22 protein-coding genes are annotated in these 24,519 nt (G+C 57.6%); 10 read left to right on the top strand and 12 right to left on the bottom strand.

Annotation, left to right across the window (positions count from 1 at the left end):
• Positions 1–9 precede the first annotated feature (9 nt).
• Positions 10–348, bottom strand: a complete 339-nt coding sequence (locus ABFI50_RS05995; RefSeq protein ID WP_032635496.1) for a DUF5347 domain-containing protein — start codon at positions 346–348, stop codon at positions 10–12.
• A 227-nt stretch (positions 349–575) separates the two neighbouring features.
• Between ABFI50_RS05995 and ABFI50_RS06000 the strand changes: the two genes are divergently transcribed.
• Positions 576–1,151 (top strand): phage repressor protein CI, encoded by a 576-nt coding sequence (locus ABFI50_RS06000; RefSeq protein ID WP_047027413.1) that lies wholly within the window; start codon positions 576–578, stop codon positions 1,149–1,151.
• Between the two features lie 193 nt (positions 1,152–1,344).
• Positions 1,345–2,514 carry a DNA repair ATPase gene (locus ABFI50_RS06005; protein ID WP_014885298.1) on the top strand — a complete coding sequence of 390 codons (1,170 nt, stop codon included), beginning with the start codon at positions 1,345–1,347 and terminating at the stop codon, positions 2,512–2,514.
• Here the strand turns inward: ABFI50_RS06005 and ABFI50_RS06010 are convergent, their stop codons facing one another.
• Positions 2,515–3,279 carry a siderophore-interacting protein gene (locus ABFI50_RS06010; RefSeq protein ID WP_023331344.1) on the bottom strand — a complete coding sequence of 255 codons (765 nt, stop codon included), beginning with the start codon at positions 3,277–3,279 and terminating at the stop codon, positions 2,515–2,517. It lies immediately after the preceding gene.
• A gap of 147 nt (positions 3,280–3,426) precedes the next feature.
• Between ABFI50_RS06010 and ABFI50_RS06015 the strand changes: the two genes are divergently transcribed.
• Entirely contained in the window at positions 3,427–3,921 is a 495-nt protein-coding gene (locus tag ABFI50_RS06015; protein WP_014885300.1) for a PadR family transcriptional regulator, read from the top strand.
• On the opposite strand, the gene ABFI50_RS06020 is transcribed toward ABFI50_RS06015, so the two are convergent.
• A complete protein-coding gene (locus ABFI50_RS06020; RefSeq protein ID WP_176260252.1) occupies positions 3,918–5,477 on the bottom strand; it encodes a methyl-accepting chemotaxis protein in 1,560 nt (519 codons plus the stop codon). The genes ABFI50_RS06015 and ABFI50_RS06020 overlap by 4 nt on opposite strands.
• A gap of 336 nt (positions 5,478–5,813) precedes the next feature.
• Positions 5,814–7,334 (bottom strand): PAS domain-containing methyl-accepting chemotaxis protein, encoded by a 1,521-nt coding sequence (locus ABFI50_RS06025; protein ID WP_023331345.1) that lies wholly within the window; start codon positions 7,332–7,334, stop codon positions 5,814–5,816.
• Positions 7,335–7,769: 435 nt separating this feature from the next.
• On the opposite strand from ABFI50_RS06025, the gene ygjG reads away from it, so the two are divergent.
• Positions 7,770–9,149, top strand: a complete 1,380-nt coding sequence (gene ygjG / locus ABFI50_RS06030; protein ID WP_023337828.1) for a putrescine aminotransferase — start codon at positions 7,770–7,772, stop codon at positions 9,147–9,149.
• Positions 9,150–9,221: 72 nt separating this feature from the next.
• Here the strand turns inward: ygjG and ABFI50_RS06035 are convergent, their stop codons facing one another.
• Positions 9,222–9,824 carry a helix-turn-helix domain-containing protein gene (locus ABFI50_RS06035; protein WP_014885304.1) on the bottom strand — a complete coding sequence of 201 codons (603 nt, stop codon included), beginning with the start codon at positions 9,822–9,824 and terminating at the stop codon, positions 9,222–9,224.
• 42 nt (positions 9,825–9,866) lie between these two features.
• On the opposite strand from ABFI50_RS06035, the gene ABFI50_RS06040 reads away from it, so the two are divergent.
• The 3 genes from ABFI50_RS06040 (at position 9,867) to ABFI50_RS06050 (ending at position 12,536) form a co-directional block, all read left to right on the top strand.
• Complete coding sequence (locus ABFI50_RS06040) at positions 9,867–10,553, top strand: B3/4 domain-containing protein (protein ID WP_023331348.1); 687 nt, start codon at positions 9,867–9,869, stop codon at positions 10,551–10,553.
• Between the two features lie 12 nt (positions 10,554–10,565).
• Positions 10,566–11,414 carry a dihydrodipicolinate synthase family protein gene (locus tag ABFI50_RS06045; RefSeq protein WP_045281423.1) on the top strand — a complete coding sequence of 283 codons (849 nt, stop codon included), beginning with the start codon at positions 10,566–10,568 and terminating at the stop codon, positions 11,412–11,414.
• 150 nt (positions 11,415–11,564) lie between these two features.
• The gene (locus tag ABFI50_RS06050) at positions 11,565–12,536 is read left to right on the top strand and encodes a hypothetical protein (protein WP_045134799.1); all 972 of its coding nucleotides are present in this window, start codon (positions 11,565–11,567) and stop codon (positions 12,534–12,536) included.
• Between the two features lie 41 nt (positions 12,537–12,577).
• Here ABFI50_RS06050 and lsrG read toward each other — a convergent pair whose 3' ends face one another.
• Genes lsrG through lsrA form a run of 6 tightly spaced genes read right to left on the bottom strand, consistent with a single transcriptional unit; the run spans position 12,578 to position 18,264 of the window.
• Positions 12,578–12,871, bottom strand: a complete 294-nt coding sequence (lsrG, locus tag ABFI50_RS06055) for a (4S)-4-hydroxy-5-phosphonooxypentane-2,3-dione isomerase (RefSeq protein WP_023331350.1) — start codon at positions 12,869–12,871, stop codon at positions 12,578–12,580.
• Entirely contained in the window at positions 12,868–13,755 is an 888-nt protein-coding gene (gene lsrF / locus ABFI50_RS06060) for a 3-hydroxy-5-phosphonooxypentane-2,4-dione thiolase (RefSeq protein WP_014885309.1), read from the bottom strand. The genes lsrG and lsrF overlap by 4 nt, the downstream gene beginning before the upstream one ends.
• Before the next feature lie 11 nt (positions 13,756–13,766).
• On the bottom strand, positions 13,767–14,768 hold the full coding sequence (lsrB, locus tag ABFI50_RS06065; RefSeq protein ID WP_014885310.1) for an autoinducer 2 ABC transporter substrate-binding protein LsrB: 1,002 nt from the start codon (positions 14,766–14,768) through the stop codon (positions 13,767–13,769).
• A gap of 2 nt (positions 14,769–14,770) precedes the next feature.
• Complete coding sequence (gene lsrD / locus ABFI50_RS06070) at positions 14,771–15,748, bottom strand: autoinducer 2 ABC transporter permease LsrD (protein WP_045134798.1); 978 nt, start codon at positions 15,746–15,748, stop codon at positions 14,771–14,773.
• Positions 15,749–16,780: an autoinducer 2 ABC transporter permease LsrC gene (gene lsrC, locus ABFI50_RS06075; protein WP_023338805.1), complete on the bottom strand. Its 1,032-nt coding sequence runs from the start codon at positions 16,778–16,780 to the stop codon at positions 15,749–15,751.
• Positions 16,777–18,264, bottom strand: coding sequence for an autoinducer 2 ABC transporter ATP-binding protein LsrA (gene lsrA / locus ABFI50_RS06080; RefSeq protein WP_023331353.1), 1,488 nt, complete (start codon positions 18,262–18,264; stop codon positions 16,777–16,779). The genes lsrC and lsrA overlap by 4 nt, the downstream gene beginning before the upstream one ends.
• Positions 18,265–18,479: 215 nt before the next feature.
• Between lsrA and lsrR the strand changes: the two genes are divergently transcribed.
• From lsrR to ABFI50_RS06095, 3 genes are all read left to right on the top strand, one after another.
• Positions 18,480–19,448, top strand: coding sequence for a transcriptional regulator LsrR (lsrR, locus tag ABFI50_RS06085; protein WP_023338807.1), 969 nt, complete (start codon positions 18,480–18,482; stop codon positions 19,446–19,448).
• A gap of 34 nt (positions 19,449–19,482) precedes the next feature.
• Positions 19,483–21,063, top strand: a complete 1,581-nt coding sequence (lsrK, locus tag ABFI50_RS06090) for an autoinducer-2 kinase (RefSeq protein WP_045281422.1) — start codon at positions 19,483–19,485, stop codon at positions 21,061–21,063.
• A 185-nt stretch (positions 21,064–21,248) separates the two neighbouring features.
• Positions 21,249–23,270: an NADPH-dependent 2,4-dienoyl-CoA reductase gene (locus ABFI50_RS06095; protein ID WP_248178714.1), complete on the top strand. Its 2,022-nt coding sequence runs from the start codon at positions 21,249–21,251 to the stop codon at positions 23,268–23,270.
• An 82-nt stretch (positions 23,271–23,352) separates the two neighbouring features.
• Here the strand turns inward: ABFI50_RS06095 and rlmG are convergent, their stop codons facing one another.
• Positions 23,353–24,489: a 23S rRNA (guanine(1835)-N(2))-methyltransferase RlmG gene (rlmG, locus tag ABFI50_RS06100; RefSeq protein WP_014885317.1), complete on the bottom strand. Its 1,137-nt coding sequence runs from the start codon at positions 24,487–24,489 to the stop codon at positions 23,353–23,355.
• Between the last annotated feature and the right edge of the window lie 30 nt (positions 24,490–24,519).

Here is a 24,519-nt window from a genome sequence, read left to right on the forward strand (position 1 = left end):
GTGGTTGGGTTATATCGGCATGGTCAGCCGTTCAGGAAATAAACTCACGACAGCACGAAAATGGTTCATGGCATTAATCAGCGCCTTTTTCTCCTCTGTCGTCAGCTCACTGATATCGCACTCATGACGGGCGACGGGTAATCTCGCCAGGAAAAAGATGGCGGCCAGCGCCCTGCCGTTTTCCTCAAAACAGGGATCGCGCTTATCGCGCATCTCTGCCATAAACCGTGCCAGCTCTTTTCCGCTATCGTTCCCGTATCGGGCACGCAGTTCTGCGATGTGGTTAAGCCCGTTAAGACGAGCCCCCACGCTGAGTGGAACGCTTGCACGGGCAGCCTCTATCGCCATATCTCCCCTCGCGTAAATTCACGCACGCCAGTGTGCTGAAAACGGGCAGAGCACGGTTTTTTCCGCCGTTTGATGATTGCGATTTCAGATGCCATGCTGCATGATTCCCATTTTGATAATGTCTGCAATCAATAGTCTCTGTTTGCCAACGTCTGCTGCTGATTGCTCGAATTTGCAATGATATTAATACCCAATTGAGTATTAGTAAACACCCAAAGGAATATATTTTGATCTTAGATTCTCAAGTGAATAATGAAGAGTTACTCGATAGAATCTGTCAGGTATATGGTTTCACGCAGAAAATTCAGCTGGCACGCCACTTTAATATCGCCGCCAGTTCGCTTCAGAACCGCTACGCACGCGGTACCATCTCTTACGACTTTGCGGTTCAGTGCGTGCTGGATACCGGCGCCAGCCTTCGCTGGCTGATGACCGGACAAGGTGCGCAATTTGAAGGTAACCCCGCGCCGGGCGATCCTGTGTCAGTCTCCACATTCACACTCAGTGATGGAAGACTGGAAGAAAATACCACTTTGAGTATTGATTCTACTTTCTTTAGTAAACCACTGGCGCGCGGCATCGCCGTCCGGGCGGAAGGTAAGCTGCACTTTATCGAGAAAGAGGCATCGTTAACCGACGGCGTGTGGCTGGTTGAGATTGAAGGCACCGCCAGCATCCGCGACTTAACGCTGCTTCCGGGTAAAAAACTCCACGTGGCGGGCGGCAAAGTGCCCTTTGAATGCGGTATCGACGAGATAAAAACGGTGGGTCGCGTGGTGGGGATTTACAGCGAGGTGAGCTGAGGGCGGTTAGTAAACATTCGCCGCCAATGGGGGCGCTCGCTTGCGGGCAGGACACGGATAAAGTGAGCGCGACACAACCACTCATTAAAGAAATCCCCCATCGCGCCGATCATCATCCGTGTGTATTATTTCCTGTAGCGTTGCCCACAACTACCCTTAACTCAAATACTTAAGCGCCAAAGCGAAAGGCATCATGAGCACACCGATCAAACGGCTAGAAATCATTAAAAATGCCATTGAACTGGAAGATGACGACATCATCCAGAGCCAGCTGACACGGCTGAAGAATGAAGCGTTTGACGATGAGCTACAGGCAATCGTCGTGGCGCTTGAGCAGAAGAACTACACCGCCGCCATCAGGGCCATTACCGCCTGGCTGCAAGGCCAGCGCGCCATCACCCCGTGGCGCGACCCGCAAGTGGCAGCCAGCAAGCTGGAGCTGAAGGCGCTGGAAGAGCGTCTGCGCGATCTCATCGATCGCCGCAACGCGCGGGTGCAGCAGCTTGATGAGTTCAACGATCTCTATTTCTCCCGTCTGGGTCCCCTGATGCAGCAGATCCTCGCTCTGCGTAAAACCCTGGCGGAGCTGAACCTGCGTCGTCAGCAGGCGGAGGCGCGTCGTCGCGAGGAAGATTACCGTCGCTGCCAGCGCTATATGGCGCAGGCGGTAGAGGTGCTGGCGACGCTCACCCAGCGCTGGCGCGATCTGCCAGCCGACTCCGTGCAGGCGGCTGAAGCGCGCAAGCATCTGGAGCAGCAAAGTAATTTGATTGCTAATTTGCTGGCCGAGGCGCTGGAGCTGGAGAGCGGCTTAACGCGCGAAGAGGAGCCTGCTCGCCAGGCGCGTGACGAAGCCAACGAAGAGTACGAGAAGTATCGCGAGCAACATCACGATGTCGAAATGCGGCTGCGCAAAGGGAAGCTCCTCTCTGAAGAAGATCAGAACGAACTCAAGCGTCTCTGGCGACAGGCGAGCAAACTCTGTCATCCGGACCTGGTGGCGGACGACCTGAAAGAGGAAGCCAACGCGATGATGGTGCAGCTCAACCAGGCCAAACAGCGTGGCGACGTCAAGGCTATTCGCTCGCTGGTCGCCCGCCTGCAGCAGGGCTTCGAGCCGCTGATGGCCAGCGACAGGCTGAACGATCTGGAACGTATCCGCAAAAAAATGGCGCAGGTACGCGAGCAAATCGACACCTTAGTGAACGAGCTGGCGGAGCTGGAGAAAGAAGAGTCCTGGCTGCTGGTGTCGTCGCTGAGCAATATGGAGGCGTACTTTGCTCAGCAGGAGAAAGCCCTGCACGAGGTTCGCGCCTCGCTCGAACACCAGGTGAACGAAGCGCAAATGGATTCAGCAGCCTGATTATTTAGCGTGCCAGTAGGCGCTGGCACGCACCAACTGTTGATCAATCGCGTCAGTGTCAAACTGACGGCTCAGGCTTTTTACTACCTTTCCTTCCCCGGTCAGCCAGATAAAGTACTCTTCCGCCGGAACGGTCAACGCCGCCAGACGATCCGCCACCGCCTGCTCGCTGTGGCCCACTACCCAGGTGATGTCGACGTCGCTCAGGTGCGCCAGATAGTCCTTATATGCGTCGTTCCCGACCGTTACTACCGCGTGAATTTCTGGGCGAACCGGCAGTTTAGCAAGACTCTCTAAGCGTCGACGTAGCGCAGGCATACCGGATTCATCACACACGTACAGTTGCCAGGCGTAATCTTCCGGCACCACCAGCGAACCGCGCGGCCCACCAATGGTCAACGTGTCCCCCGCTTTCGCCTCAACCGCCCAGTTGCTGGCAATGCCGCCGTCATGAATGAAGAAATCGAGCACCAGTTCATGGCGAGACTCATCATACAGCGGCGTATAGTCGCGCGTCTGCGGACGCACGCCGTCGCCCCAGTCGATGCCTTCATCAGTCACCACGGGCGGCACAAACACCGCCCCCGGTGCCGGGAAAAAGACTTTGGTGTGGTCGTCGAAGCCGCGGGAGCTAAACCCCTCCAGCGCCTCGCCACCTAATACAACGCGCTGGAAACCCGCGCTCACGCGTTCCACGCGGAGCACCGTCAGCTCGCGAAAACGCAGGTCATTACGAACACGCTGTGGGTAACGGGTAGATGCCATTTTTAGCCCCTTCTCTGATGAATACGATATATCTAAATTAATTTTTAAATGATAATGATTACTAATCAGTAAAAAAGCAAGATCTTTTAGATTGCATCTGAATATATCTTAGATATAGTTTAGATATATCAAATTGAAGGAATTACTATGCGACACGAACATGATGGCGGCGGACGCCGACCGCGCTTTTTCGGCCACGGCGATCTGCGGCTGGTGATTCTGGATATCCTGACCCGCAATGCGAGCCACGGCTATGAGCTGATCAAAGAGATTGAGAACCTGACCCAGGGTAATTACACCCCGAGCCCTGGGGTGATCTACCCGACGCTGGATTATCTGCAGGATCAGACCTTTATCACCATTACGGAAGAAGAGAACGGCAGAAAGCGAATTGCGATTACCGTGACGGGCCAGCAGTGGCTGGATGAGAACCAGGAACAGCTTGAGCACATACAGGCACGCATCAAAGCGCGTTCTGTCGGCTTCCAGCTGCGCAAAAACCCGCAGATGAAGCGGGCGCTGGATAACTTTAAAGCGGTGTTAGACCTGAAGGTGAATCAGGGAGAGCTCAGCGACGCGCAGCTTAAGCAGATTATCGGCGTCATTGACCGCGCGGCGCTCGAGATCTCCCAGCTGGATTAAGCCGGAGCGTGTTCGCTCACGCGGAAGACGCGTACCAGCTCTTTCAGGTGCATCGCCTGTTCGTTAAGCGATGCCGCCGCGGCGACGGACTCCTCCACCAGCGCGGAGTTCTGCTGGGTGGTGGCATCAATCAGGCCAATCGCGCTGTTAATCTGCGAGATCCCTTCCGTCTGCTCATGGCTGGCCTGGCGGATCTCACGCAGGATGACGTCCATCTCTTCCACGTTGCCCACCATCCCGTTGATCAGTGCGCTCGCTTTTTCCACCAGGTTCATGCCGTCCTGGGTCTGACTGGTGGAGCTCTCAATCAGCTCACGGATTTCGCTGGCCGACGACGCGCTCTTCTGGGCAAGCTGGCGCACCTCACCGGCCACCACCGCAAAGCCACGACCGTGCTCACCGGCGCGCGCTGCTTCCACGGCCGCGTTCAGCGCCAGAATGTTGGTCTGGAAAGCAATGGCGTCGATCAGGTCGATAATGTCGGACATCCGGTTCGACGTCTCGTTAATCAGGCGCATTTTGCTGGTCACCTGCTTCATCATCTCACCGTTGTTTTTGACCACCGTGGCAGCATCTGCCGAGAGGTTGGTCGCTTCGCCAGTGTGCGAGGCGGTGTTTTTCACCGTCGCGGTGATCTGCTCCATCGAGGCTGCTGTCTGTTCAACGGAACTTGCCTGCTCTTCCGTGCGCGCGGCGAGATCCTGGTTACCCGCAACGATCTGCGCGGCTGCGCTGGAGATATTCTCCGAGCCGGTTTGCACCTGCTGCACAATGTCCAGCAGACGGTTTTTCATCTCCATCAACGCATGCAGCAGTAAGCCCGTTTCGTCTTTGCCGTGCGGCGTGATGCTGCCCGTCAGATCGCCCTCTGAAATGGCCTTCGCAAAATTCACCGCCTCGCCGAGCGGACGGGTGATAGTGCGCACGATAAACCAGCCGATCAGGCTGCCTGCCGCGACGCTAAAGAGGGTGATGAGGATCAGCAGCAGTCGGTTAGACCTGAAATCCCCTTCTACCTGCGCGCCTGCACTCTGCATCTCGCTGTTTTGAATGGCAATCAGCTCCTTCACCTTCGCTTTATAAGCCTGCTGCACGGCAAGGGTGGTGGTCATCATCTCTTGAATGGCACCCGCACGATTGTTGTTCTGCACCGCCTGCAGGATGCGATAGCGCGAGTCCAGATACTGCTGGCGCACGCTGCGGATATCTGCCAGCACCTGCTGAGACTTTTCATCCTGCAACGCGTTGTTCAGCTCGCCCAGGATCACCGTGATGTGCTCGCTGATCTCTTTCAGGTGCTGCTGAGATTGCCCCGTGTAAGTGCCCTGCTCGTCCAGCAGCATCAGCTGTTGAGTGCTAATAAATTCCTGGAAGTTATCGATTAACTGGTTCGCTTTTACCGTGGTCGGATAATCACGGGTAATAATGGATTGCATCCCATTATTTGCCCGGTTCAGACTCAGCAGAGACAGGCTCGCGCTGATTGCCATCAGGACAATAAAGAAACCAAACGCCAGAAATAATTTCGTGCCGATCTTTACGTCATGTAAGAACATATTTACTCCATCGATGTGATTATTTCTCAGACGATCGCTGTTATCGGTAACGAATTCGCTAACTTTATGACTTTGATCGTTTTTTTATTTCATAACCATCACAATGGATAGGCAGAGGCTATTAATTTCGTCTCATCGATCGTTACCAGACCACCAGAAGCGTGTTTTGCAAAACAGCATCATGGAAAACTGACTTAGGCAGGAATAAATAACTGAGGAACTTTTTTTAGTTATTTAATATTATATTAACAATAAAGCACATTAATAGTCACAAGCAGCCATAAAAAAGCCGTTTATTCCTTACGGAATAAACGGCTTTTCCGGAACTTTACTGACTCAATGGAGCACGGTTACCGCATCCTTCAGACGCCCGGCACGGTGTTTCACCATGGCAGAAATGTGCGCGCTCTCCTCGACCAGGTCGGCATTTTTCTGCGTGATGCTGTCCAGCTCGGCCACCGCACGGGTTAATTCTGAGAGCCCGGTGGCCTGCTCGGAGGTGGAGTGACTGATCTGAGCGATAAGCTGCGTCACGTTTTTCACCTGCTCGACAATGTCATCCATCGTGCGGCCGGCGGCGTGCACCTGCTCGGAGCCGGACTGCACTTTGCTGGCGCTGGCATCGATGAGTTTACGAATATCGTTAGCCGCACTGGCGCTGCGGCTGGCGAGATGGCGGACTTCGCCCGCGACCACGGCAAACCCTTTCCCCTGCTCACCCGCCCGTGCCGCTTCAACTGCCGCATTGAGCGCCAGGATATTGGTCTGGAAAGCGATGTCGTTTATCAGGGAGGTAATCGAGCCAATTCGCTGCGTGCTGTCGGCGATGTCATCCATGGTTTTGACCACGGTCTGCATCGCATTGCCGCCCTTCGTCGCCGCACTGCTCGCGGCAACGGAGAGTTTATCCACCTCGGCGGCAGTTTCAGAGTTGCTCTGCACGGACGCGGCCATCTGGTTCATCGTTGCGACGGTCTGCTGCACATTCGCTACCGTCTGACGCGTACGATCGTTCAGATCTTCATTACCCCGGGCCAGCCTGTCGCTGCCGTCACGCACGCTCACCACCTGGCTCGAGACGTCGTTGATCAACCAGCGGCACATCAGCCCAAGCTGGCCTATCGCGCGCAGGGTCAGTCCCAGCTCGTCACTGCGGTTCAGATGCTGCACGCTGTTGCGCTCCCCGGTAGCCACCCTCAGCGCCTGTCGCGCCACGTTTTCGACCGGACGCACAATCTGTTGCTCAAACAGCAGCGTCCCCAGAAGCATGACCACAGCAGCCGCAACGAGCGGCATCCACCCTGCGGAGGTGGCGACCAGCGTGGCGGCGAGGACGGCAAAAAGCACCGCCATTACGCTACGCACCCGCCAGCGCAGCGGCATGGCCGGCAGTTTACCCAGCCAGCCCTTTCCCACCACCAGTCCTTTATGAATACGTTTCTTACAGCTGCCGTCATTCAGCGCGCGGTAGAGCGGCTCCACGGTGGCTATCTCTTCCGCCGTGGCTTTGGTGCGGATCGACATATAGCCCGTCACCTTCCCGTGACGCACCATTGGCACCGCATTCGCGCGCACCCAGTAGTGGTCACCGTTTTTGCGCCGATTTTTGACAATCCCGCTCCACGGTTCCCCCTGTTGCAGGGTGTACCACATATCGGCAAAGGCGGCTTTTGGCATATCAGGGTGGCGCACCATATTGTGCGGCTGGCCCGTCAGCTCATCAAGCGGGTAACCGCTCACCTGCACAAACGTGTCGTTGGCGTGGGTAATGTAGCTGTGGATGTCTGTGGTAGACATTAAGGTGGTGTCATCGTCCAGAGGATATTCATTCTGGGTGACATAGGTTGGAGAGGACATTGTGAGCATCCCTTGCAGGTTATTTGAATGTTAAATTTGTGGGTAATTGTTTTTTCGGCGGTAACCAATTTATCTTTAGTTGTTAAACTTGATGGAGATCGCAGATTTCACTTAAACCGCACTTTTTGTGAGAATTTATAATTCATTGATTTGAAATACTTTCTCTTGGAAATTACCTGCAAAGCATGACCTGTTAACGCCCGCTTAAGTGGCATGCATTGCACTCCTTTCGTGCAATTGCGCTTTTATGCCCCGTCCTGCACGTGCTGTGCCTTATCGCTAAATCCCGTTTCGGTTGTATCGGCATGATTAAATATTGTGCAACATTATTTTAACCTAGCGTTTATCCCGATTTTCGTTAAGTCCTCTGAAGTGGCGTAATCCCTGCAATACTTAAACCAGTATCATGTGATACGCGATCCCCGGGAGCATATTTTGAACAGGTTACCTTCCAGCGCCTCGGCTCTTGCCTGTACCGCGCACGCATTGAATCTCATAGAGAAGCAAACGCTCGATCATGAGGAGATGAAACAACTTAACCGAGAGGTCATCGATTACTTTAAAGAGCACGTCAATCCAGGATTTCTGGAGTATCGCAAATCTGTTACCGCCGGCGGGGATTACGGAGCCGTAGAGTGGCAAGCGGGAAGTCTGAACACGCTTGTCGACACCCAGGGACAGGAGTTTATCGATTGCCTTGGTGGTTTTGGTATCTTCAACGTGGGGCACCGTAATCCAGTTGTGGTTTCCGCCGTACAGAATCAACTTGCGAAACAACCTCTCCATAGCCAGGAACTGCTCGACCCGCTTCGCGCCATGCTCGCGAAAACGCTGGCGGCCTTAACGCCCGGCAAACTGAAATACAGCTTCTTTAGTAACAGCGGCACGGAATCGGTCGAAGCGGCGATTAAACTCGCCAAAGCGTACCAGTCGCCGCGTGGGAAATTCACCTTCATTGCCACCAGCGGCGCGTTCCACGGTAAATCCCTGGGCGCACTGTCGGCGACCGCTAAATCCACCTTCCGCAAGCCGTTTATGCCGCTGCTGCCGGGCTTCCGCCACGTGCCGTTCGGCGACATTAACGCCATGCGCACCGCGCTGAGTGAATGCCGTAAAACCGGCGATGACGTGGCGGCGGTGATACTGGAGCCGATTCAGGGCGAAGGCGGCGTGATCCTGCCTCCGCAGGGCTATTTGCCTGCCGTGCGTCAGCTGTGCGATGAGTTTGGCGCCCTGCTGATCCTCGACGAAGTCCAGACCGGGATGGGACGCACCGGCAAGATGTTTGCCTGCGAGCACGAGAACGTTCAGCCAGACATTCTGTGTCTGGCGAAAGCGCTCGGCGGCGGCGTGATGCCGATTGGTGCTACGGTAGCCACCGAGGAGGTATTCTCGGTGCTGTTCGACAACCCGTTCCTGCATACCACGACCTTTGGCGGTAACCCGCTGGCCTGTGCGGCCGCGCTGGCGACCATCAACGTGCTGCTGGAACAAAACCTGCCTGCGCAGGCAGAGCAGAAAGGCGACATGCTGCTGGATGGCTTCCGCCAGCTGGGCCGGGAATATCCGGATCTGGTGCAGGATGCACGCGGCAGAGGGTTATTGATGGCGATTGAGTTTGTCGACAACGAAATCGGCTATAGCTTCGCGAGCGAGATGTTCCGCCAGCGGGTACTGGTGGCCGGAACGCTCAACAACTCGAAAACCATCCGTATTGAACCGCCGCTGACGCTGACGATTGAGCAGTGCGAGCAGGTGCTGAAAGCGGCACGTAAAGCGCTGGCAGCACTGCGTGTGAGCGTGGAAGAGGCGTAAAAAGCGCCGGGTGACGCTACGCTTACCCGGCCTAAGCAAGCCCGGTAAGCGTTAGCGCCACCGGGCAGTTTTTTACCGGTGAAACTCCGCCACCGTCATGGTGAAGCGAAGCACGGTATCGCCTTCGTTCCCATAGCCGTGCGCCATTTCGGTTTTGGCGACCGCCGACGCGCCAGCCTCAACCTGCGTCACCGTCTCGCCCACCGTCAGCGACAATACCCCCTCGTTCACGTGTAGCAGTTCACATGTGCCTGCCGGGTGCCCCGGTGAAGAGAAGTGTTCCCCCGGCTGCATCTCCCACTGCCACAGTTCAATCATGTCCGGGCCAGCGGTACCCGCCAGTAATCTGGCAGAACCGCCCTTTGCGCCCTGCCACAGAACCGGGATGGCCTGTTTTTCAATAACATGCACGACTGGTTCGCTGGAGACGTTAACAATATCCGCCACGGAAACGCCCAGCGCGGCAGCCAGTTTGCACAGGATAGCGATACTGGGATTGGCGGCCCCCTTTTCGATTTCCACCAGCATGCCTTTGCTGACGCTGGCGCGGCGGGATAGCTCATCCAGCGACAATTTTTTATCTTTACGCCAGTTGCGGATGCGGTTCGCCACGGCCAGGCTTACCTGGGCAACATCGGCCCCCTGCTCAGTCATTATATTGACTTTATCAGTCATTGGTCACTACCATGGTATAAAACAGTCAATACAGGATTATTTATGTCTCTCGTTACGCCGTCAATAGACCCGCGTCTTGCCGGGATTGCCCCGGGCTTTCGGGCGCTGAGCATTCTGGTTGAAGCCGCACAGATTACCCATCCAGAAGTTGCCCCCGCCGCGCTGACGCAGGCTTGCCAGCAGGTGTTGAATGATGATGTACCGTGGGCACAAGCGCATCTCGCTGCCTGGGATGAGGTATTTAAAAACTTTGGCGCGAAGCCAAAACGTACCCCCTGCTCGGCCTCCGCACTGCGAAAGCGGGTGCTTAAAGACGGTTCGCTACCTTCACTCGACCCGGTGGTGGACATCTATAATGCGGTCAGTATTCGCTACGCCATTCCGGTAGGGGGCGAGAATCTCGCGGCCTATTCCGGTGCGCCGCGCCTGACGCTGGCCGAGGGCAATGAACCCTTTGACACCCTGAAAGAGGGCCAGCCGGTGGTGGAATACCCGGATGCTGGCGAGGTCATCTGGCGCGACGATATGGGCGTCACCTGTCGTCGCTGGAACTGGCGACAAGGAATACGTACCCGTCTTGATAGCCAGGCGCAGACCATGTGGTTTATTCTCGAAAGTCTGCCAACGATGCCGTCAGGTGCGCTCGAAGAAGCGGGCGAGGAGCTGGTCAGCAATCTGCAACGATTAATGCCAGGCGCAACGGCTCAGGTTCAACTGCTGGAACTGTAAGAGGACAACACGATGTTTCACGGGTTAAGTGCGTTTCCGTTAACGCCCCTGAAAGAGGGGAAGTTTGACGAGCAGGCCTTTATCAACCTGCTGCGCCCCCTGATCGACGCGGGGGTGGATTCGCTGGGTATTCTGGGTTCAACGGGCAGCTATGCCTACCTCACCGTTGAGGAGCGCACGCACATTACCCGCTGCGCGGTAGAACATGCCAATGACATTCCGGTCATGGTCAGTATTGGCGCACTGAGACTGGATGACATTCTGCGTCTGGCTGAGCACGCGCAGAAGGCAGGTGCATCCAGCGTGCTGATGGCACCGGTGTCGTACCAGCGTTTGACGACGGACGAGGTCTATTCGCTGTATGAGACGGTAACTCGCCAGCTCTCCGTCCCGCTGTGCGTTTATGATAATCCCGCCACCACCGGGTTTGAGTTTAGCGACGAGCTGATGTTTGCCGTGGCGGCGCTGCCCAATATTGGCTCGGTGAAAATGGGCCACATGCCGGAGGATGTGTCGCAGGTGCGGGCGCGTCTTCCGAAGACGGTCACGCTGGGGATAAGCGGCGACTGGCGGGCAGGATCCGCCCTGCAGGCCGGGTTTGACGTCTGGTATTCCGTCGTCGGCGGGCTGTTCCCTCAGGCGGCACTGGCAATTGCGCACTCGAAGGACAGCATGGAATCAGAACGTCTGGAGCCACTGTGGGCGCTGTTCCGCCGTTACGGCAGCTTGCGGGTGATGGCGGCGGCAGCCGAGATGATGGGAAAAGTGGAGGCACCGGCGCTCCCCTTCCCACTGCAGGCGATTCAGGGTGAGCCGCGCGAGGCGCTTGCTGCGATCCTGGCGGACCTTAAGCTGGCCTGAAAAATGCCGGGTGGCGCTAGCGCTTACCCGGCCTACAAAACTTCATCAATCTGTTGCGTCCCCGATCAAACGTGGAATCTCGCAATAATGATTCCTTTTCCAGTATGAGATATCATTTCCCGATAATCGGCCAGCCACCTCTGAGGGACCATGCGCTATTTTTTTCTGGAATGGGTCAATCCTTTCGAAATCATGATGCTTAATTCGCTTGCTCAGGATCATCCCGTTAAGCAAATTAATCGCATTATGCGACGTTATAAATCAATCAATGCCCTGTTACCAGGCAACGCATTAAAAAAATGGCATAAACGCACCCACTGTGCTGTGAAATTATCAGCAATCAAGCCCGATGATATTGCGATTTGCAATGGATACAGCGTCTTTCCATTCCTGGATTATGTCGCCAGTATGCCTTGTAAAAAAGTGCTGATTCTCCGCGACTCCGTTGAAGCCCTGACACGGAAACGACGTCACCTTGGGCAACTGGCTCAGGATCAAGATTACATCGAGACCGTTCGCCCGGTCTTTGATGCTATTTATAGCTTTGATCCCGCCGATTGCGAACGTTATAACCTGCGTGCGATTGAGCAGTTTTTGCCCTTTAGCTGGAAAGAAATCGAGCAGTTTCAAAAACAAAATCCAACTGAAAATAAAAGCTGTTTTTTTGTCGGTGGCTATGAACCCATTCGCGCAAATGTTGTGCGCACATTGACGCCGGTACTCGAAAATTGCGGCTACAAGACAGATTTCTACCTGCTGGATAAGTACGATAACCAGGGTAACTATCCCGATAATTGTCAAAATAAAAAACTGAGTTATCAGGAAAATATTGAAAAAGCCAAACGCTGCTCTGTCATGCTGGAAATAAACAAACCTGAGCAACAGGGATTAACTCTCCGCGCTCTGGAAGCCCTGATTCTGAATAAGAAGCTGATCACCACAAACGCGTCGATTAAAAACATGGCGCTTTACCATCCCGACCGTATTTTCATTTTTAACGGTGTAAATACCGAGAGTCTGGAAGCGTTTCTTCACAGCGACCTGCCTGAAAGAGATGAAAAACTCCTCAGACAATATTGTGCAGACAGCCTGCTCACAACGTTACAAAAGCATCATCCCTGATCGATGCTTGCCCGGCAGACCGGTCTACCGGGCAAAAAAAACTACTCCGGCAACAACCCCACAAAACTGCGTTTTTTGCGCGGCTCCGACATCAGGTCCTCAAGCTTATCCACGCACGCCAGATAGTGCGGCGTCTGCTTATGCGCCAGCACCGCCGCTTCGTCTTTATAGGCTTCGTAGATAAAGAACCGGGTTTTCACCCTCGGATCCTGCAGGACGTCAAAACGCAGGTTTCCCGGCTCCTTAATCGCCCCTTCATGGTTGGCGCGAAACACCGTCAGAAACTCGTCCACCCGCTCGGGTTTGATGTTGATCTCCACTAACGTCACGTTCATTTTGCTTCTCCCTGTTTCTCTTCCTGCCAGAACTGGAACGCTTCACGGGCGCTCATGTTCTCGTGAACCACTTTTTTCACTGCCTTCAGCATGGCGAGCGGCGCGCTGGACTGGAAGATATTGCGCCCCATGTCCACACCGGATGCGCCCTGGTCAATCGCGCGCCAGCACATCTCCAGCGCCTCGTGCTCCGGCAGCTTTTTGCCGCCGGCGATGACGATCGGCACCGGGCAGCTGGCGGTGACTTTTTCAAAGCCCTCATCCACATAATAGGTTTTGACGAACTGCGCCCCCATTTCGGCGGCAATGCGGCTGGCAAGTGAGAAATACCGCGCGTCGCGCGCCATCTCTTTCCCCACCCCTGTCACCGCGAGGGTTGGCATGCCGTAGCGGGCACCGGCGTCGACAAGCTTGATGATGTTGTTGATCGACTGATGCTCGAACTCGCTGCCAATGTAGACCTGTGCTGCGACCGCGCAGACGTTCAGCCGGAGCGCATCTTCCATTGCCACCGCCACGCACTCGTTGGACAATTCGCCCAGAATTGAGTTACCGCCGGAGGCGCGCAGCACAACCGGTTTGTTGGTGGCCGCAGGCACGGTGCTCCGCAGGATACCGCGGGTACACATCAGCACATCGGTTTCGCCAAACAGCGGCGCAATGGAGAGATCGATACGCTCAAGGCCGGTGGTCGGCCCCTGGAAATAACCGTGGTCAAAGGCCAGCATCACCGTGCGGTTGCTTTGCGGGTTGAAGATGCGCGAAAGCCTGGACTGCATCCCCCAGTCCAGCGAACCACAGCCCTTCAGGGTAAACGGCACATTTTGCTGTGGCGTGCCGATGCCAAAATCCTTCCCGTCTTTGATGTCGTCTAAATCAGCCATTTGTTCCCCCGTCAGAAATCGTATTTGTTGATGTTCTCTTTAGTGAACACCACGCGTTCCGGCAGCAGCACGATGCCGTTACCTTTCGCCTCATACTGGTAGCCCTGCACGCTGTTCGGTTCGACCTTCAGCGTACCGATCTCTTTCACGTCCACGCTGTCGCCAACGTTAAGATCGCCTTTTTTCAGTAAACGATCGGCGACATTGACCGCAATTTTGCCCTGTTGCACCACGTCCCACAGGCCGAAGGCTTTTACCGTGCCGCGCTCCACGTATGGACGCATGACGTTTGGCGTGCTGAACCCGACAATCGCCACCCCTTCCCGCTTCAGGTTTTCTGCTGCCTGCGCAGCGGCTGGCAGGGCGTTGGCATCCGGGGCGATGATCGCATCCAGATCCGGATACGCTTTTAAGATCCCCTCGGCGGTTTGCAGGGATTTGGTGGCATCGTTATAGCCAAACTGAGTGGTCACGATCTGCCACTGAGGATGATCTTTCTCGATTTTAGCCTTCGCCTCTTTCACCCACTGGTTCTGGTCGGTGACCGTTGGGCTGGAGTAGAAGAATGCCACTTTGGCATTCGGTTTGGTGACCTGCTTGCCCGCCATCTCCACCAGCAGGCCGCCGAGCTGTTCCGGCGTCCCCTGGTTGATATATATGCTGCGGCACTCCGGTTTGGTGTCGGAATCCCAGGTCAGCACTTTGACGCCGCGCTGCATCGCGCGTTTTAAGGCCGGGCAGAGGCCGTCCGGCGACACGGCAGAGACGATAATCGCGTTGTAGCCCTGGTTAACGAAGTTGTTGATGAGCTGCACCTGGCCGGAAACGCTCGGCTCGGTTGGACCGTCATAGGTGACGTCCACGCCGAGGTCTTTCCCCGCCTCTTTCGCACCGTTGCCGCCGCTGGTGAAGAAGCCAACCCCCACCAGTTTCGGGATAAAGGCAATCCGATCCGCCGCCTGCGCCGAGGCGAAGCTGAGGGCCATTGCCAGGACTATCAGTTTTGTTTTCATCTTTACGCTCCGGAAAGTTTTCTAAAGAGAGAACGCACCCATTCGCGGTGCAGACTCAGCGAACGACCCATCACCACCACAACCAGCAGCGCTCCTGAAAGCGCGCTCGATACCTGGTTGGGGATGCCGACCATCTGTAAACCCTGTTGCAGGTACCCCACCAGCAGCGCTGCCAGCGCCGTACCGACAACCGAACCTGACCCGCCGTAGATATTCGCCCCGCCGAGTACGGCGGCGGTGAGCGCAGGCATCAGCAAATCGCGCCCCAGATCTGACCGCGCGGAACCGAAATAGGAGACCATGACCAGTGCGGCAATGGCCGAGGCCACGCCCACCAGACCATACAGCGCGTAGGGCATACCGTTAACCGACAGCGCCGCATAGCGTGCCGCACGCGGGTTCTGGCCAATCAAAAACAGATGACGGCCAAAGCGCCCGCGGTGGGTAATCAGCCAGAAGAAAACGGTAATCACAGCGAACAGCACCAGCGGGAGCGGCAGGCCAACGACCGTGAGATTCGCGAACGCGGTAAAGCTGTCCGGGAAGCCGCCGATGCCCTCATAGCCCGTCGCCCCCGCCATGCCGGAAAGCAGCAACGCCCCGCCACCGTAGAGATAGAGCGTGCCGAGGGTAATCACCAGTGGACTGATGCCGGTGTAGTGGATCAGCGCCGCATTCACCAACCCGCACAGCAGGCCGAGCAGCAGCGTCAGCGGAATGGCCACCGCCATCGGCCACCCGGCCTGCATCATCACCCCCAGCGCGATGGCGCACAGGCCGATGGTCGAACCCAGCGAGATGTCGATCCCGCCGCTGATAATGACAAGCGTGAGCGGCAGCGCCACGATACCGATACAGATGAAGTCGCTGGTGCTGAACAGCAGCATATTGATGTCGAGCATGCGCGGGTTAATGGCGCCAAAGAGCAGGATCTCCAGCACCAGCAAAACCAGCAGCGCGCTTTCCCAGTTAAGCTTCATTTACGCCACCTCTTTTTTGCGTTTGGGAAAGGGAGTGACGTGCTTTCCCCCTCTGTGACCTGGCTGGAAGCGGCCGTATTTCAGCGCCCGCTGATGGCGCGCCAGCGCCTGACGCAGCCGCCCGTCGAGCACCAGTACGCCCAGCAGCACCAGCCCGGCGATAAAGTCATTCCACCAGGCTGGCAGCCTGAACAGCACCAGTACGGTGTCGATTTGGGTGAGGAAGAAAGCCCCAAGCAAGGCACCGATCAGCGTGCCGGTGCCGCCCAGCAGAGAGATCCCCCCGAGCACGCAGGCGGCGATGGCCTTCATCTCCAGCCCGCTGCCGGTCTGGTTGGGGACAAAACCAATTTGCGCGGCAAAGACAATCCCTGCGCAGGCCGCCAGCATGCCGTTCAGGGTAAAGGCGAGCATGCGGGTGCGGTTCACCGCTACGCCCAGCTGACGCGCGGCGGCGAGGTTATCCCCCACCGCGTAGAAATCACGGCCGAACGCGGTACGCGACAGCGTCCACGCGCCCGCGGCTGCGATAATTAACACCACCATACCGAGTGGCGACATGCCGATGGCAAGCGGTTCAGAGAGAGATTTCAGCCCCGGCGGCAACCCTTCAATCCACTTCCCGCCCGTCCAGAGCAGCATCGCCCCGCGATACAGCCCCAACGTGCCGAGGGTGGCGACAATCGCCGGGATGCGCAGCCCCACCACCAGCACGCCGTTGAACGCCCCGGCCAGTGCGCCAATCGACAGTGCGAAGAGGATGGAAACGGGCAGGCTGTAGCCGCCATTGAGCGCCACGCCGACGGCGATTGCCGACAGCCCAACGGTCGAGCCCACCGAGACGTCAATATTGCGGGTCAGCATGACCAGCGCGGCACCGATGGCCAGCAGGATCAGGATCTGGGCACTGGCGAAGATCATCCCCAGCGTTTGCAGGCTGAAGTAAGACGGGTTCAGCGCCACCAGCACGGCAAACAGTGCCAGAATGGCGAGAAACGCGCTCAACTCACGGTTCTTTAATAAGGTCTTCATGATTGCCCTCCGAACGCCAGCGCCATCATCCTGTCGAGGCTAACGGCATGGCGCGGCAGCTCGCCGCTGAGTACGCCCTGATGCATCACCAGTACGCGATCGGCAAGGCCCGGGAACTCATCGAGATCGCTTGAGATCATCAGTACCGCGACGTTCTGCGCGGCTACGCTTTTGATGAGCTGGTAGATATCGGCGCGCGCGGAGACGTCCACGCCACGCGTCGGTTCATCGACAATAAGAAGTAAAGGATTGGCCTCCAGACAGCGCGCCAGCAGTACCTTCTGCTGGTTGCCGCCGGAGAGCGTACGCACGGTTTGATCCGCATGGTTGAGCTTAATCCCGAGTGCACGGTGATAGCGCTCTACCACCGCCGACTCCCGCTTGCGCTGCTGCCAGAAAGACGGCTCGTTCAGCACCACGGTGTTCCAGCGGATCGGCGCGTCGAGGAACAGGCCGGAAACCTGCCTGTCTTCCGGCAGGTAAACCAGCCCTTTTTCCAGACGTGAACCAGGCGGCTCGGCAGTGATTTCCTGATTCTCCAGCCAGACGCGCCCCCCGCGCACCGGACGCAGGCCGTAAAGCGTTTCGGCAAACTCGGTGCGCCCGGATCCCACCAGCCCGGCCAGGCCGACGATCTCACCGGCGAAGATCTCAAGACTCAGATCGATAAACCCCTCCCCGGTGAGATCCTCCACGCGCAGCACCGGGAAATCCTGCGGCTGGGTGCGGCGGTTGCCCGGCAACGCCAGCCACAGCTTTTGCGTCTCGCTCAGAGATTTTTCCCGACTCACTGGCGTCATGGCGGCAATCAGGGCGTTATCGTCAAACTGCGCGGTTTCACCGCTCAGCACCACTGCACCGTCGCGCATCACCGAGATGTGGCTCGAAAGCAGGCGAATTTCCGGCAGCTTATGCGAGATAAAAACAATGCCGACGCCAAGCGCCTGCAACGCACGGATCTGGCGGAACAGGCGTTCGGTTTCGCCGGGCGTGAGCGAGGCGGTGGGTTCGTCGAGGATCAGGATCCTGGCGTTGCGCATTAATCCGCGGAGGATCTCTACCATCTGCTGATCCGCCACTTCCAGAGTGCTGGCGGTGGCATCAAGGTTAAGCTGGCATTGCAGCTGCTGGAGCTTATCGGCCAGGCGCGGTTCCAGATCCCGTTCACGGGGCAGGCGAAAGAGGATGTTTTCCCGCACCGTCAGGTTGGGGAACAGCAGCGGCTCCTGCGGTACCAGATAAATGCCGAGCTTATGCGCCTGCGCTGGCGTAAGCCGTGCAAAAGACTCCCCCGCAACCGAAAGTTCACCGCTGTCGGGCGTTTCAACTCCGGCGATGATCTTCATCAGCGTCGATTTTCCCGCGCCGTTCCCGCCCATCAGGGCGTGTACCTGGCCCGCGAGCAGCGTGAAATCAATGCCTTTTAACACCGGCACGCCCGAGAACTGCTTGCTGATCCCCCGCGCTTCAATAAGTGGTGTCATCATCGCTCCGCTATTGAACAAATGATTTTTAGATTTAATAATGTTCAAAAGCGTAGACGGTGAACTATATTTACAACCGTGCAGGGATCACAGTTTTATTGATTAAGATCCAGATAAAACAGAAACCCGCTTAAAGATCCGTTTTGTCGCGTGGCTCACATTTTCCCTTCGCGTCATCACGAACATATGATCTAAATTTTTATAAGAGTTCAATTATGAGCGATAAACGCACTGCGGAAGAAGGACGGTTTGCCGGGCTGGCGCTGGCGGAAGAGGAGCTGGTGGCGCGCGTGGCCTGGTGCTATTACCACGACGGGCTGACCCAGAACGACATCGGTGAGCGACTCGGGCTGCCGCGTTTGAAGATCTCCCGTCTGCTGGAGAAAGGCCGCCAGTCCGGGGTGATCCGCGTGCAGATCAACTCCCGTTACGAGGGCTGTCTGGCGCTGGAAACCGAACTACAGCAGCGCTTTGGGCTGAAGCTGGTGCGCGTGATGCCCGCCCTGAATACGCCGCCGATGAACGTGCGGCTGGGCATTGGCGCGGCGCAGTCGCTAATGGGCGTGCTGGAGCCCGGCCAGCTGTTGGCGGTGGGATTTGGTGAAACGACCATGAGCAGCCTGCAGCACCTGAGCGGCTTTATCAGCTCGCAGCAGATCCGCCTGGTGACGCTCTCCGGCGGCGTCGGGCCGTATATGACCGGTATCGGCCAGCTGGACGCGGCCTGCAGCGTCAGCATGATCCCCGCCCCGCTGCGCGTGTCATCCGCCTCCGTTGCCGGGATCTTAAAACGTGAAACCAGCGTGCGGGACGTGATCCTCGCCGCCACCGCCGCCGACGTGGCGGTGGTTGGCATTGGTTCGGTGAACCAGCGCCGTGACGCCACGATACTGCGCTCCGGCTATATCAGCGAAGGTGAACAGCTGATGTACGCCCGCAAAGGCGCAGTCGGCGACATTCTCGGTTATTTCCTTAATGCCGAGGGGGAATGCGTTGAGGAGCTGGAGATCCATAAAGAATTACTCGGCGTCACGCTCGATGAACTGGCGCAACTGCCCACCATCGTTGGCGTGGCCGGCGGGGAAGAGAAAGCCGATGCGATTTATGCCGCACTTAAGGGTCGCCGTATCAATGGCCTGGTGACGGAGGAGACGACAGCCCGCGCGGTGCTGGCCCTGACGTAACGGGGATGCCCTGCGCTAACAACGAGGCAAGCTCATGAGTTACCTTTTAGCGTTAGATGCAGGGACCGGCAGCGTTCGCGCCGTGATTTTCGATTTACAGGGCAACCAGATTGCCGTCGGCCAGGCCGAGTGGAAGCACCTGAGCGTGGAGAACGTGCCGGGGTCGATGGAGTTCGATCTCGACACCAACTGGCGCCTGACCTGCCGGTGCATTCATCAGGCGCTGGAACGCGCGCACCTGGGCGCGGCGGATATTCAGTCCGTCTCCTGCTGCTCGATGCGCGAAGGGATTGTGCTGTACGACCGCAACGGCGAGGCCATCTGGGCCTGTGCCAACGTTGACGCCCGCGCCAGCCGCGAGGTGGCGGAACTCAAAGAGATCCACGACAACCGCTTTGAATCCGAAGTGTATGACGTCTCCGGGCAAACTCTCGCCCTGAGCGCCATGCCTCGCCTGCTGTGGCTGGCGCACCATCGCCCAGACATCTACCGCAAAGCCGCGACCATCACCATGATCAGCGACTGGCTGGCGGCGAAGCTTTCCGGCGAGCTGGCGGTGGATCCCTCCAATGCGGGCACCACCGGCATGCTGGACCTCTTCTCCCGCGACTGGCGTCCGGCGCTGCTGGACATGGCCGGGCTGCGCGCCGACATTCTCTCCCCGGTGAAAGAGACCGGCACCGTGCTGGGGGCCATTACCCGTGAAGCCGCACAGCAAAGCGGCCTGCGCGAGGGCACACCGGTAGTGATGGGCGGCGGCGACGTGCAGCTGGGCTGTCTGGGGCTGGGCGTGGTCCGCGCCGGACAAACGGCGGTGCTGGGCGGCACCTTCTGGCAGCAGGTGGTGAACCTGCCGCAGGTGCGCACCGACCCCGATATGAATATCCGCGTGAACCCGCACGTCATCCCCGGCATGGCCCAGGCGGAGTCGATCAGCTTTTTCACCGGGCTGACCATGCGCTGGTTCCGCGACGCCTTTTGCGCAGAAGAAAAGCTGATTGCCGGGCGGATGGGAGTGGACACCTATACTCTGCTGGAAGAGATGGCGAGCCGCGTGCCGGCAGGCTCCCACGGGGTGATGCCGATCTTCTCCGACGCGATGCATTTCAAGCAGTGGTACCACGCCGCGCCGTCGTTTATTAACCTCTCTATCGACCCGGAAAAGTGCAACAAAGCGACGCTGTTCCGTGCCCTGGAAGAGAATGCGGCAATCGTTTCGGCCTGCAACCTGGCGCAGATTTCGCGCTTCTCCGGCGTGACGTTTGAAAGTTTAGTTTTTGCGGGCGGAGGAGCAAAAGGCGCCCTGTGGAGTCAGATCTTAAGCGACGTCACCGGGTTGCCGGTACGCGTGCCGGAAGTGAAAGAGGCGACAGCGCTCGGCTGCGCGATTGCGGCAGGCGCAGGCGCGGGATTATTTGCAGATATGGCCTCAACGGGCGAGCGGCTGGTGAAGTGGAGCCGCGAGTTCACGCCAAATCCCCAGCATCGTGAGCTGTATGACGGCATGATGCAAAAATGGCAGGCGGTGTATGCCGACCAGCTTGGGCTGGTGGATAGCGGGCTGACCACATCGATGTGGCAGGCCCCGGGATTGGTACGGGCAGCGGCGCCGTAAAATACGCCGGATGGCGCTGCGCTTATTCGGCCTACGGTTTTGTAGCCCCGGTAAGCGCAGCGCCACCGGGGAAGTTCTTTGAGATCTATCACAATCATTCGATCCCGCTTTTACCTTTCCGCTGCCGCTGGCTAAATTAGTAACTCATCCGACCACATAACAATAATTTTACACTGGAAGAGACTATGAGCCGCTACCCGTCGTTGTTCGCCCCCCTGGATCTGGGGTTCACCACCCTTAAAAACCGCGTGTTAATGGGCTCGATGCACACTGGGCTGGAAGAGCGTCCGGACGGTGCCGAGCGTCTGGCGGCCTTCTACGCCGAGCGCGCGCGGCATGGCGTGGCGCTGATTGTCACCGGTGGCGTAGCACCTGCGTCTTCAGGCGTGACGATGGAAGGTGGCGCGGTGTTGAACGATGCGAGCCAGCTTGCACATCACCGTATCGTTACCGACGCGGTTCACAAAGAGGGCGGCAAAATCGCCCTGCAAATCCTGCACACCGGGCGCTACAGCTATCAGCCGAAACTGGTCGCGCCGTCGGCCATTCAGGCGCCGATTAACCGCTTCACACCGCATGCCCTCAGCCACGACGAGATCATAGCGCTGATTGACGACTTCGCCCGCTGCGCGGCGCTGGCGCGTGAAGCAGGTTATGACGGCGTCGAAGTTATGGGCTCAGAAGGTTATCTGATCAACGAATTCCTTGCCGCCCGCACTAACCAGCGCGAGGACGAATGGGGCGGCGACTATGTTCGCCGCATGCGCTTTGCCGTTGAAGTTGTGCGCGCGGTGCGCGAACGAACAGGAACAGATTTTATTATCATCTTCCGCCTGTCGATGCTCGACCTGGTGGAGGGCGGCGGGACGTTCGACGAAACCGTGCAGCTGGCGCAGGCGATTGAAGCCGCTGGTGCCACCCTCATTAACACCGGGATTGGCTGGCACGAAGCCCGTATTCCGACCATCGCCACACCGGTGCCGCGCGCGGCATTCAGCTGGGTGACGCGCAAGCTGAAAGGCAAAGTGTCTGTTCCGCTGGTCACCACCAACCGCATTAACGACCCGCAGGTGGCGGACGATGTGATATCGCGCGGCGATGCCGACATGGTGTCGATGGCGCGGCCGTTCCTTGCGGATGCCGAGCTGCTGTCCAAAGCGCAAAGCGGACGCGCGGATGAGATCAACACCTGCATCGGCTGTAACCAGGCCTGCCTGGATCAGATCTTCGTCGGCAAGGTGACCTCCTGCCTCGTCAACCCGCGAGCCTGCCACGAAACTAAAATGCCGATCGTTCCGGCGGCCAGCATAAAACGCCTGGCCGTCGTGGGCGCAGGCCCGGCGGGCCTGGCGTTTGCAGTGAATGCCGCCTCGCGCGACCACAGCGTGACGCTTTTTGACGCCGCAGGCGAGATTGGCGGGCAGTTTAATATCGCCAAACAGATCCCCGGCAAAGAGGAGTTCTACGAGACCCTGCGCTACTACCGCCGGATGATCGACCTGACGGGCGTCGAGCTCCGGCTCAATCAGTTTGTCAGCGCGGCGGATCTGATCGGTTTTGATGAGGTGATCCTGGCAAGCGGGATCGTACCGCGAACGCCTGCGATCGCAGGTATCGATCATCCAAAAGTGCTGAGCTATCTCGACGTATTGCGTGACAAAGTGCCGGTCGGGAAAAGCGTAGCGATTATCGGCTGCGGCGGAATTGGCTTTGATACCGCCATGTACTTAAGCCAGCCGGGTGAGGCCACCAGCCAGAACATTGCCGAGTTTTGCGTGGAATGGGGTATCGACACCAGCCTGAGCCAGTCCGGCGGCCTGCGTCCGGAAGGACCGCAATTGCCGAAAAGCCCGCGTCAGATTGTGATGCTGCAGCGTAAAGCCAGCAAGCCGGGCGAAGGACTGGGTAAAACCACGGGCTGGATCCACCGGGCAACCCTGCTTTCACGCGGGGTGAAGATGATCCCGGCGGTGAGCTACGAAAAGATCGACGACGAGGGTCTGCACGTTACGATCGGCGGTGAACCGCAGCTGTTGCGCGTGGATCATGTGATTTTGTGTGCCGGGCAGGAGCCGAGAAGGGATCTGGCGGATCCGCTGCGCGAAGCCGGAAGAACGGTGCATTTGATTGGCGGATGCGATGTGGCGATGGAGCTGGACGCACGGCGGGCGATTGCACAGGGGACGAAGCTGGCATTAGCGATTTGATTTCTTGCCCGGTGGCGCTGCGCTTACCGGGCCTACAAAACCGTAGGCCTGTGCAAGCGCAGCGCCGCCAGGCAAAACAACCTTAACGACGACGCCCCAGCTTCACCGCCTTCAGCACCACAAACTTGTTGTTCGTCGCGATGGTGACGCAGTTGCCGAAAATTTTCTTCAGCTTGTGGAAGTAGTCCAGGTGGCGGTTCGCCACGATGTACAGCTCGCCGTTGATTTTCAGACAGCGGCGCGCGTGGTGGAACATCTCCCAGGCGACGTTATCCGTCAGGGCATGCTTCTGATGGAACGGCGGGTTACAGAACACGGCGTTGAAGCGGAACGGCTCCACGCCGGAGAGCGCGTTGTTGATCATAAACTCGCAGCGATCCAGCGCCTCTGGCAGGTTAGTTTCCACGTTCAGACGGCTGGAGGCCACCGCCATTGGCGATTCGTCGCTAAACACCACGCTGGCGTCCGGGTTTTTCGCCAGCAGCGTCAGGCCAATCACACCGTTCCCGCAGCCCAGGTCGACGATCTCCCCTTCCAGATTTTCCGGCAGATGTTCCATAAAGAAGCGTGCGCCGATATCCAGGCCGGTACGGGAGAAGACGTTTGCATGGTTGTGGATGGTCCAGTCGGTGCCTTCCAGCTTCCAGCTCAGCGTCTCTGGCGCGTCGGCCAGCTCCGGTGCGCTAAACGTACAGTTGATCAGGCGCGCTTTTTTCCAGGCAAGCGTAGTGGTGGTTGGACCGAGGACTTTCTCGAACAGCTCCAGCGTCGACGTGTGGATATCGCGTGCCTTGGCACCCGCGATAATACGGGTTTCTGGCGTGACGACTTTTCGCAGCGCGCGCAGCTGCTGCTCCAGCAGCGCCATGGTTTTTGGCACTTTGATCAGCACTACACCCGGCGCCTGCGGGTACTCCGCGGTGCTGTCGAGGAACTTCACGCTGGATTCGTCGATTTCGTTATGGCGCAGGTTTTCACGCGTCGCCAGCTCGCTTAAGTAAGAATCGCCGATGCTGTAAGGTTTGTGCTCCGCCAGGGCGCAGCCCAGCGCGCCGAATGCATCATTCAGGATCAGAACCGGCCCGAGGATTTCGGTATCATCCAACTGCTGCAGCAGATACTCATCCGCCGCTTCCCACGCCTGAAGCGGGTTAACGTCGTCCGTTTCCGGGAAACGTTTAAGGTTGAGTGAACGGAAACCGTTGTCTAAGTGGCTCATCGGCCCTCCTGAATGGTAAAATTTGGCGTA

Origin of the sequence: Enterobacter sp. HNDS-6 (assembly GCF_039850505.1) — a bacterium.
GTDB lineage: Bacteria > Pseudomonadota > Gammaproteobacteria > Enterobacterales > Enterobacteriaceae > Enterobacter > Enterobacter kobei.

Excerpts from the sequence above, each read along its gene's own strand:
- ABFI50_RS05995 (WP_032635496.1), bottom strand. The coding sequence starts at position 348 with ATGGCGATAGAGGCTGCCCGTGCAAGCGTTCCACTCAGCGTGGGGGCT.
- ABFI50_RS06005 (WP_014885298.1), top strand. The coding sequence starts at position 1,345 with ATGAGCACACCGATCAAACGGCTAGAAATCATTAAAAATGCCATTGAA.
- ABFI50_RS06010 (WP_023331344.1), bottom strand. The coding sequence starts at position 3,279 with ATGGCATCTACCCGTTACCCACAGCGTGTTCGTAATGACCTGCGTTTT.
- ABFI50_RS06015 (WP_014885300.1), top strand. The coding sequence starts at position 3,427 with ATGCGACACGAACATGATGGCGGCGGACGCCGACCGCGCTTTTTCGGC.
- ABFI50_RS06020 (WP_176260252.1), bottom strand. The coding sequence starts at position 5,477 with ATGTTCTTACATGACGTAAAGATCGGCACGAAATTATTTCTGGCGTTT.
- ABFI50_RS06025 (WP_023331345.1), bottom strand. The coding sequence starts at position 7,334 with ATGTCCTCTCCAACCTATGTCACCCAGAATGAATATCCTCTGGACGAT.
- ABFI50_RS06035 (WP_014885304.1), bottom strand. The coding sequence starts at position 9,824 with ATGACTGATAAAGTCAATATAATGACTGAGCAGGGGGCCGATGTTGCC.
- ABFI50_RS06040 (WP_023331348.1), top strand. The coding sequence starts at position 9,867 with ATGTCTCTCGTTACGCCGTCAATAGACCCGCGTCTTGCCGGGATTGCC.
- ABFI50_RS06045 (WP_045281423.1), top strand. The coding sequence starts at position 10,566 with ATGTTTCACGGGTTAAGTGCGTTTCCGTTAACGCCCCTGAAAGAGGGG.
- ABFI50_RS06050 (WP_045134799.1), top strand. The coding sequence starts at position 11,565 with ATGCGCTATTTTTTTCTGGAATGGGTCAATCCTTTCGAAATCATGATG.
- lsrG (WP_023331350.1), bottom strand. The coding sequence starts at position 12,871 with ATGAACGTGACGTTAGTGGAGATCAACATCAAACCCGAGCGGGTGGAC.
- lsrF (WP_014885309.1), bottom strand. The coding sequence starts at position 13,755 with ATGGCTGATTTAGACGACATCAAAGACGGGAAGGATTTTGGCATCGGC.
- lsrB (WP_014885310.1), bottom strand. The coding sequence starts at position 14,768 with ATGAAAACAAAACTGATAGTCCTGGCAATGGCCCTCAGCTTCGCCTCG.
- lsrD (WP_045134798.1), bottom strand. The coding sequence starts at position 15,748 with ATGAAGCTTAACTGGGAAAGCGCGCTGCTGGTTTTGCTGGTGCTGGAG.
- lsrC (WP_023338805.1), bottom strand. The coding sequence starts at position 16,780 with ATGAAGACCTTATTAAAGAACCGTGAGTTGAGCGCGTTTCTCGCCATT.
- lsrA (WP_023331353.1), bottom strand. The coding sequence starts at position 18,264 with ATGACACCACTTATTGAAGCGCGGGGGATCAGCAAGCAGTTCTCGGGC.
- lsrR (WP_023338807.1), top strand. The coding sequence starts at position 18,480 with ATGAGCGATAAACGCACTGCGGAAGAAGGACGGTTTGCCGGGCTGGCG.
- lsrK (WP_045281422.1), top strand. The coding sequence starts at position 19,483 with ATGAGTTACCTTTTAGCGTTAGATGCAGGGACCGGCAGCGTTCGCGCC.
- ABFI50_RS06095 (WP_248178714.1), top strand. The coding sequence starts at position 21,249 with ATGAGCCGCTACCCGTCGTTGTTCGCCCCCCTGGATCTGGGGTTCACC.
- rlmG (WP_014885317.1), bottom strand. The coding sequence starts at position 24,489 with ATGAGCCACTTAGACAACGGTTTCCGTTCACTCAACCTTAAACGTTTC.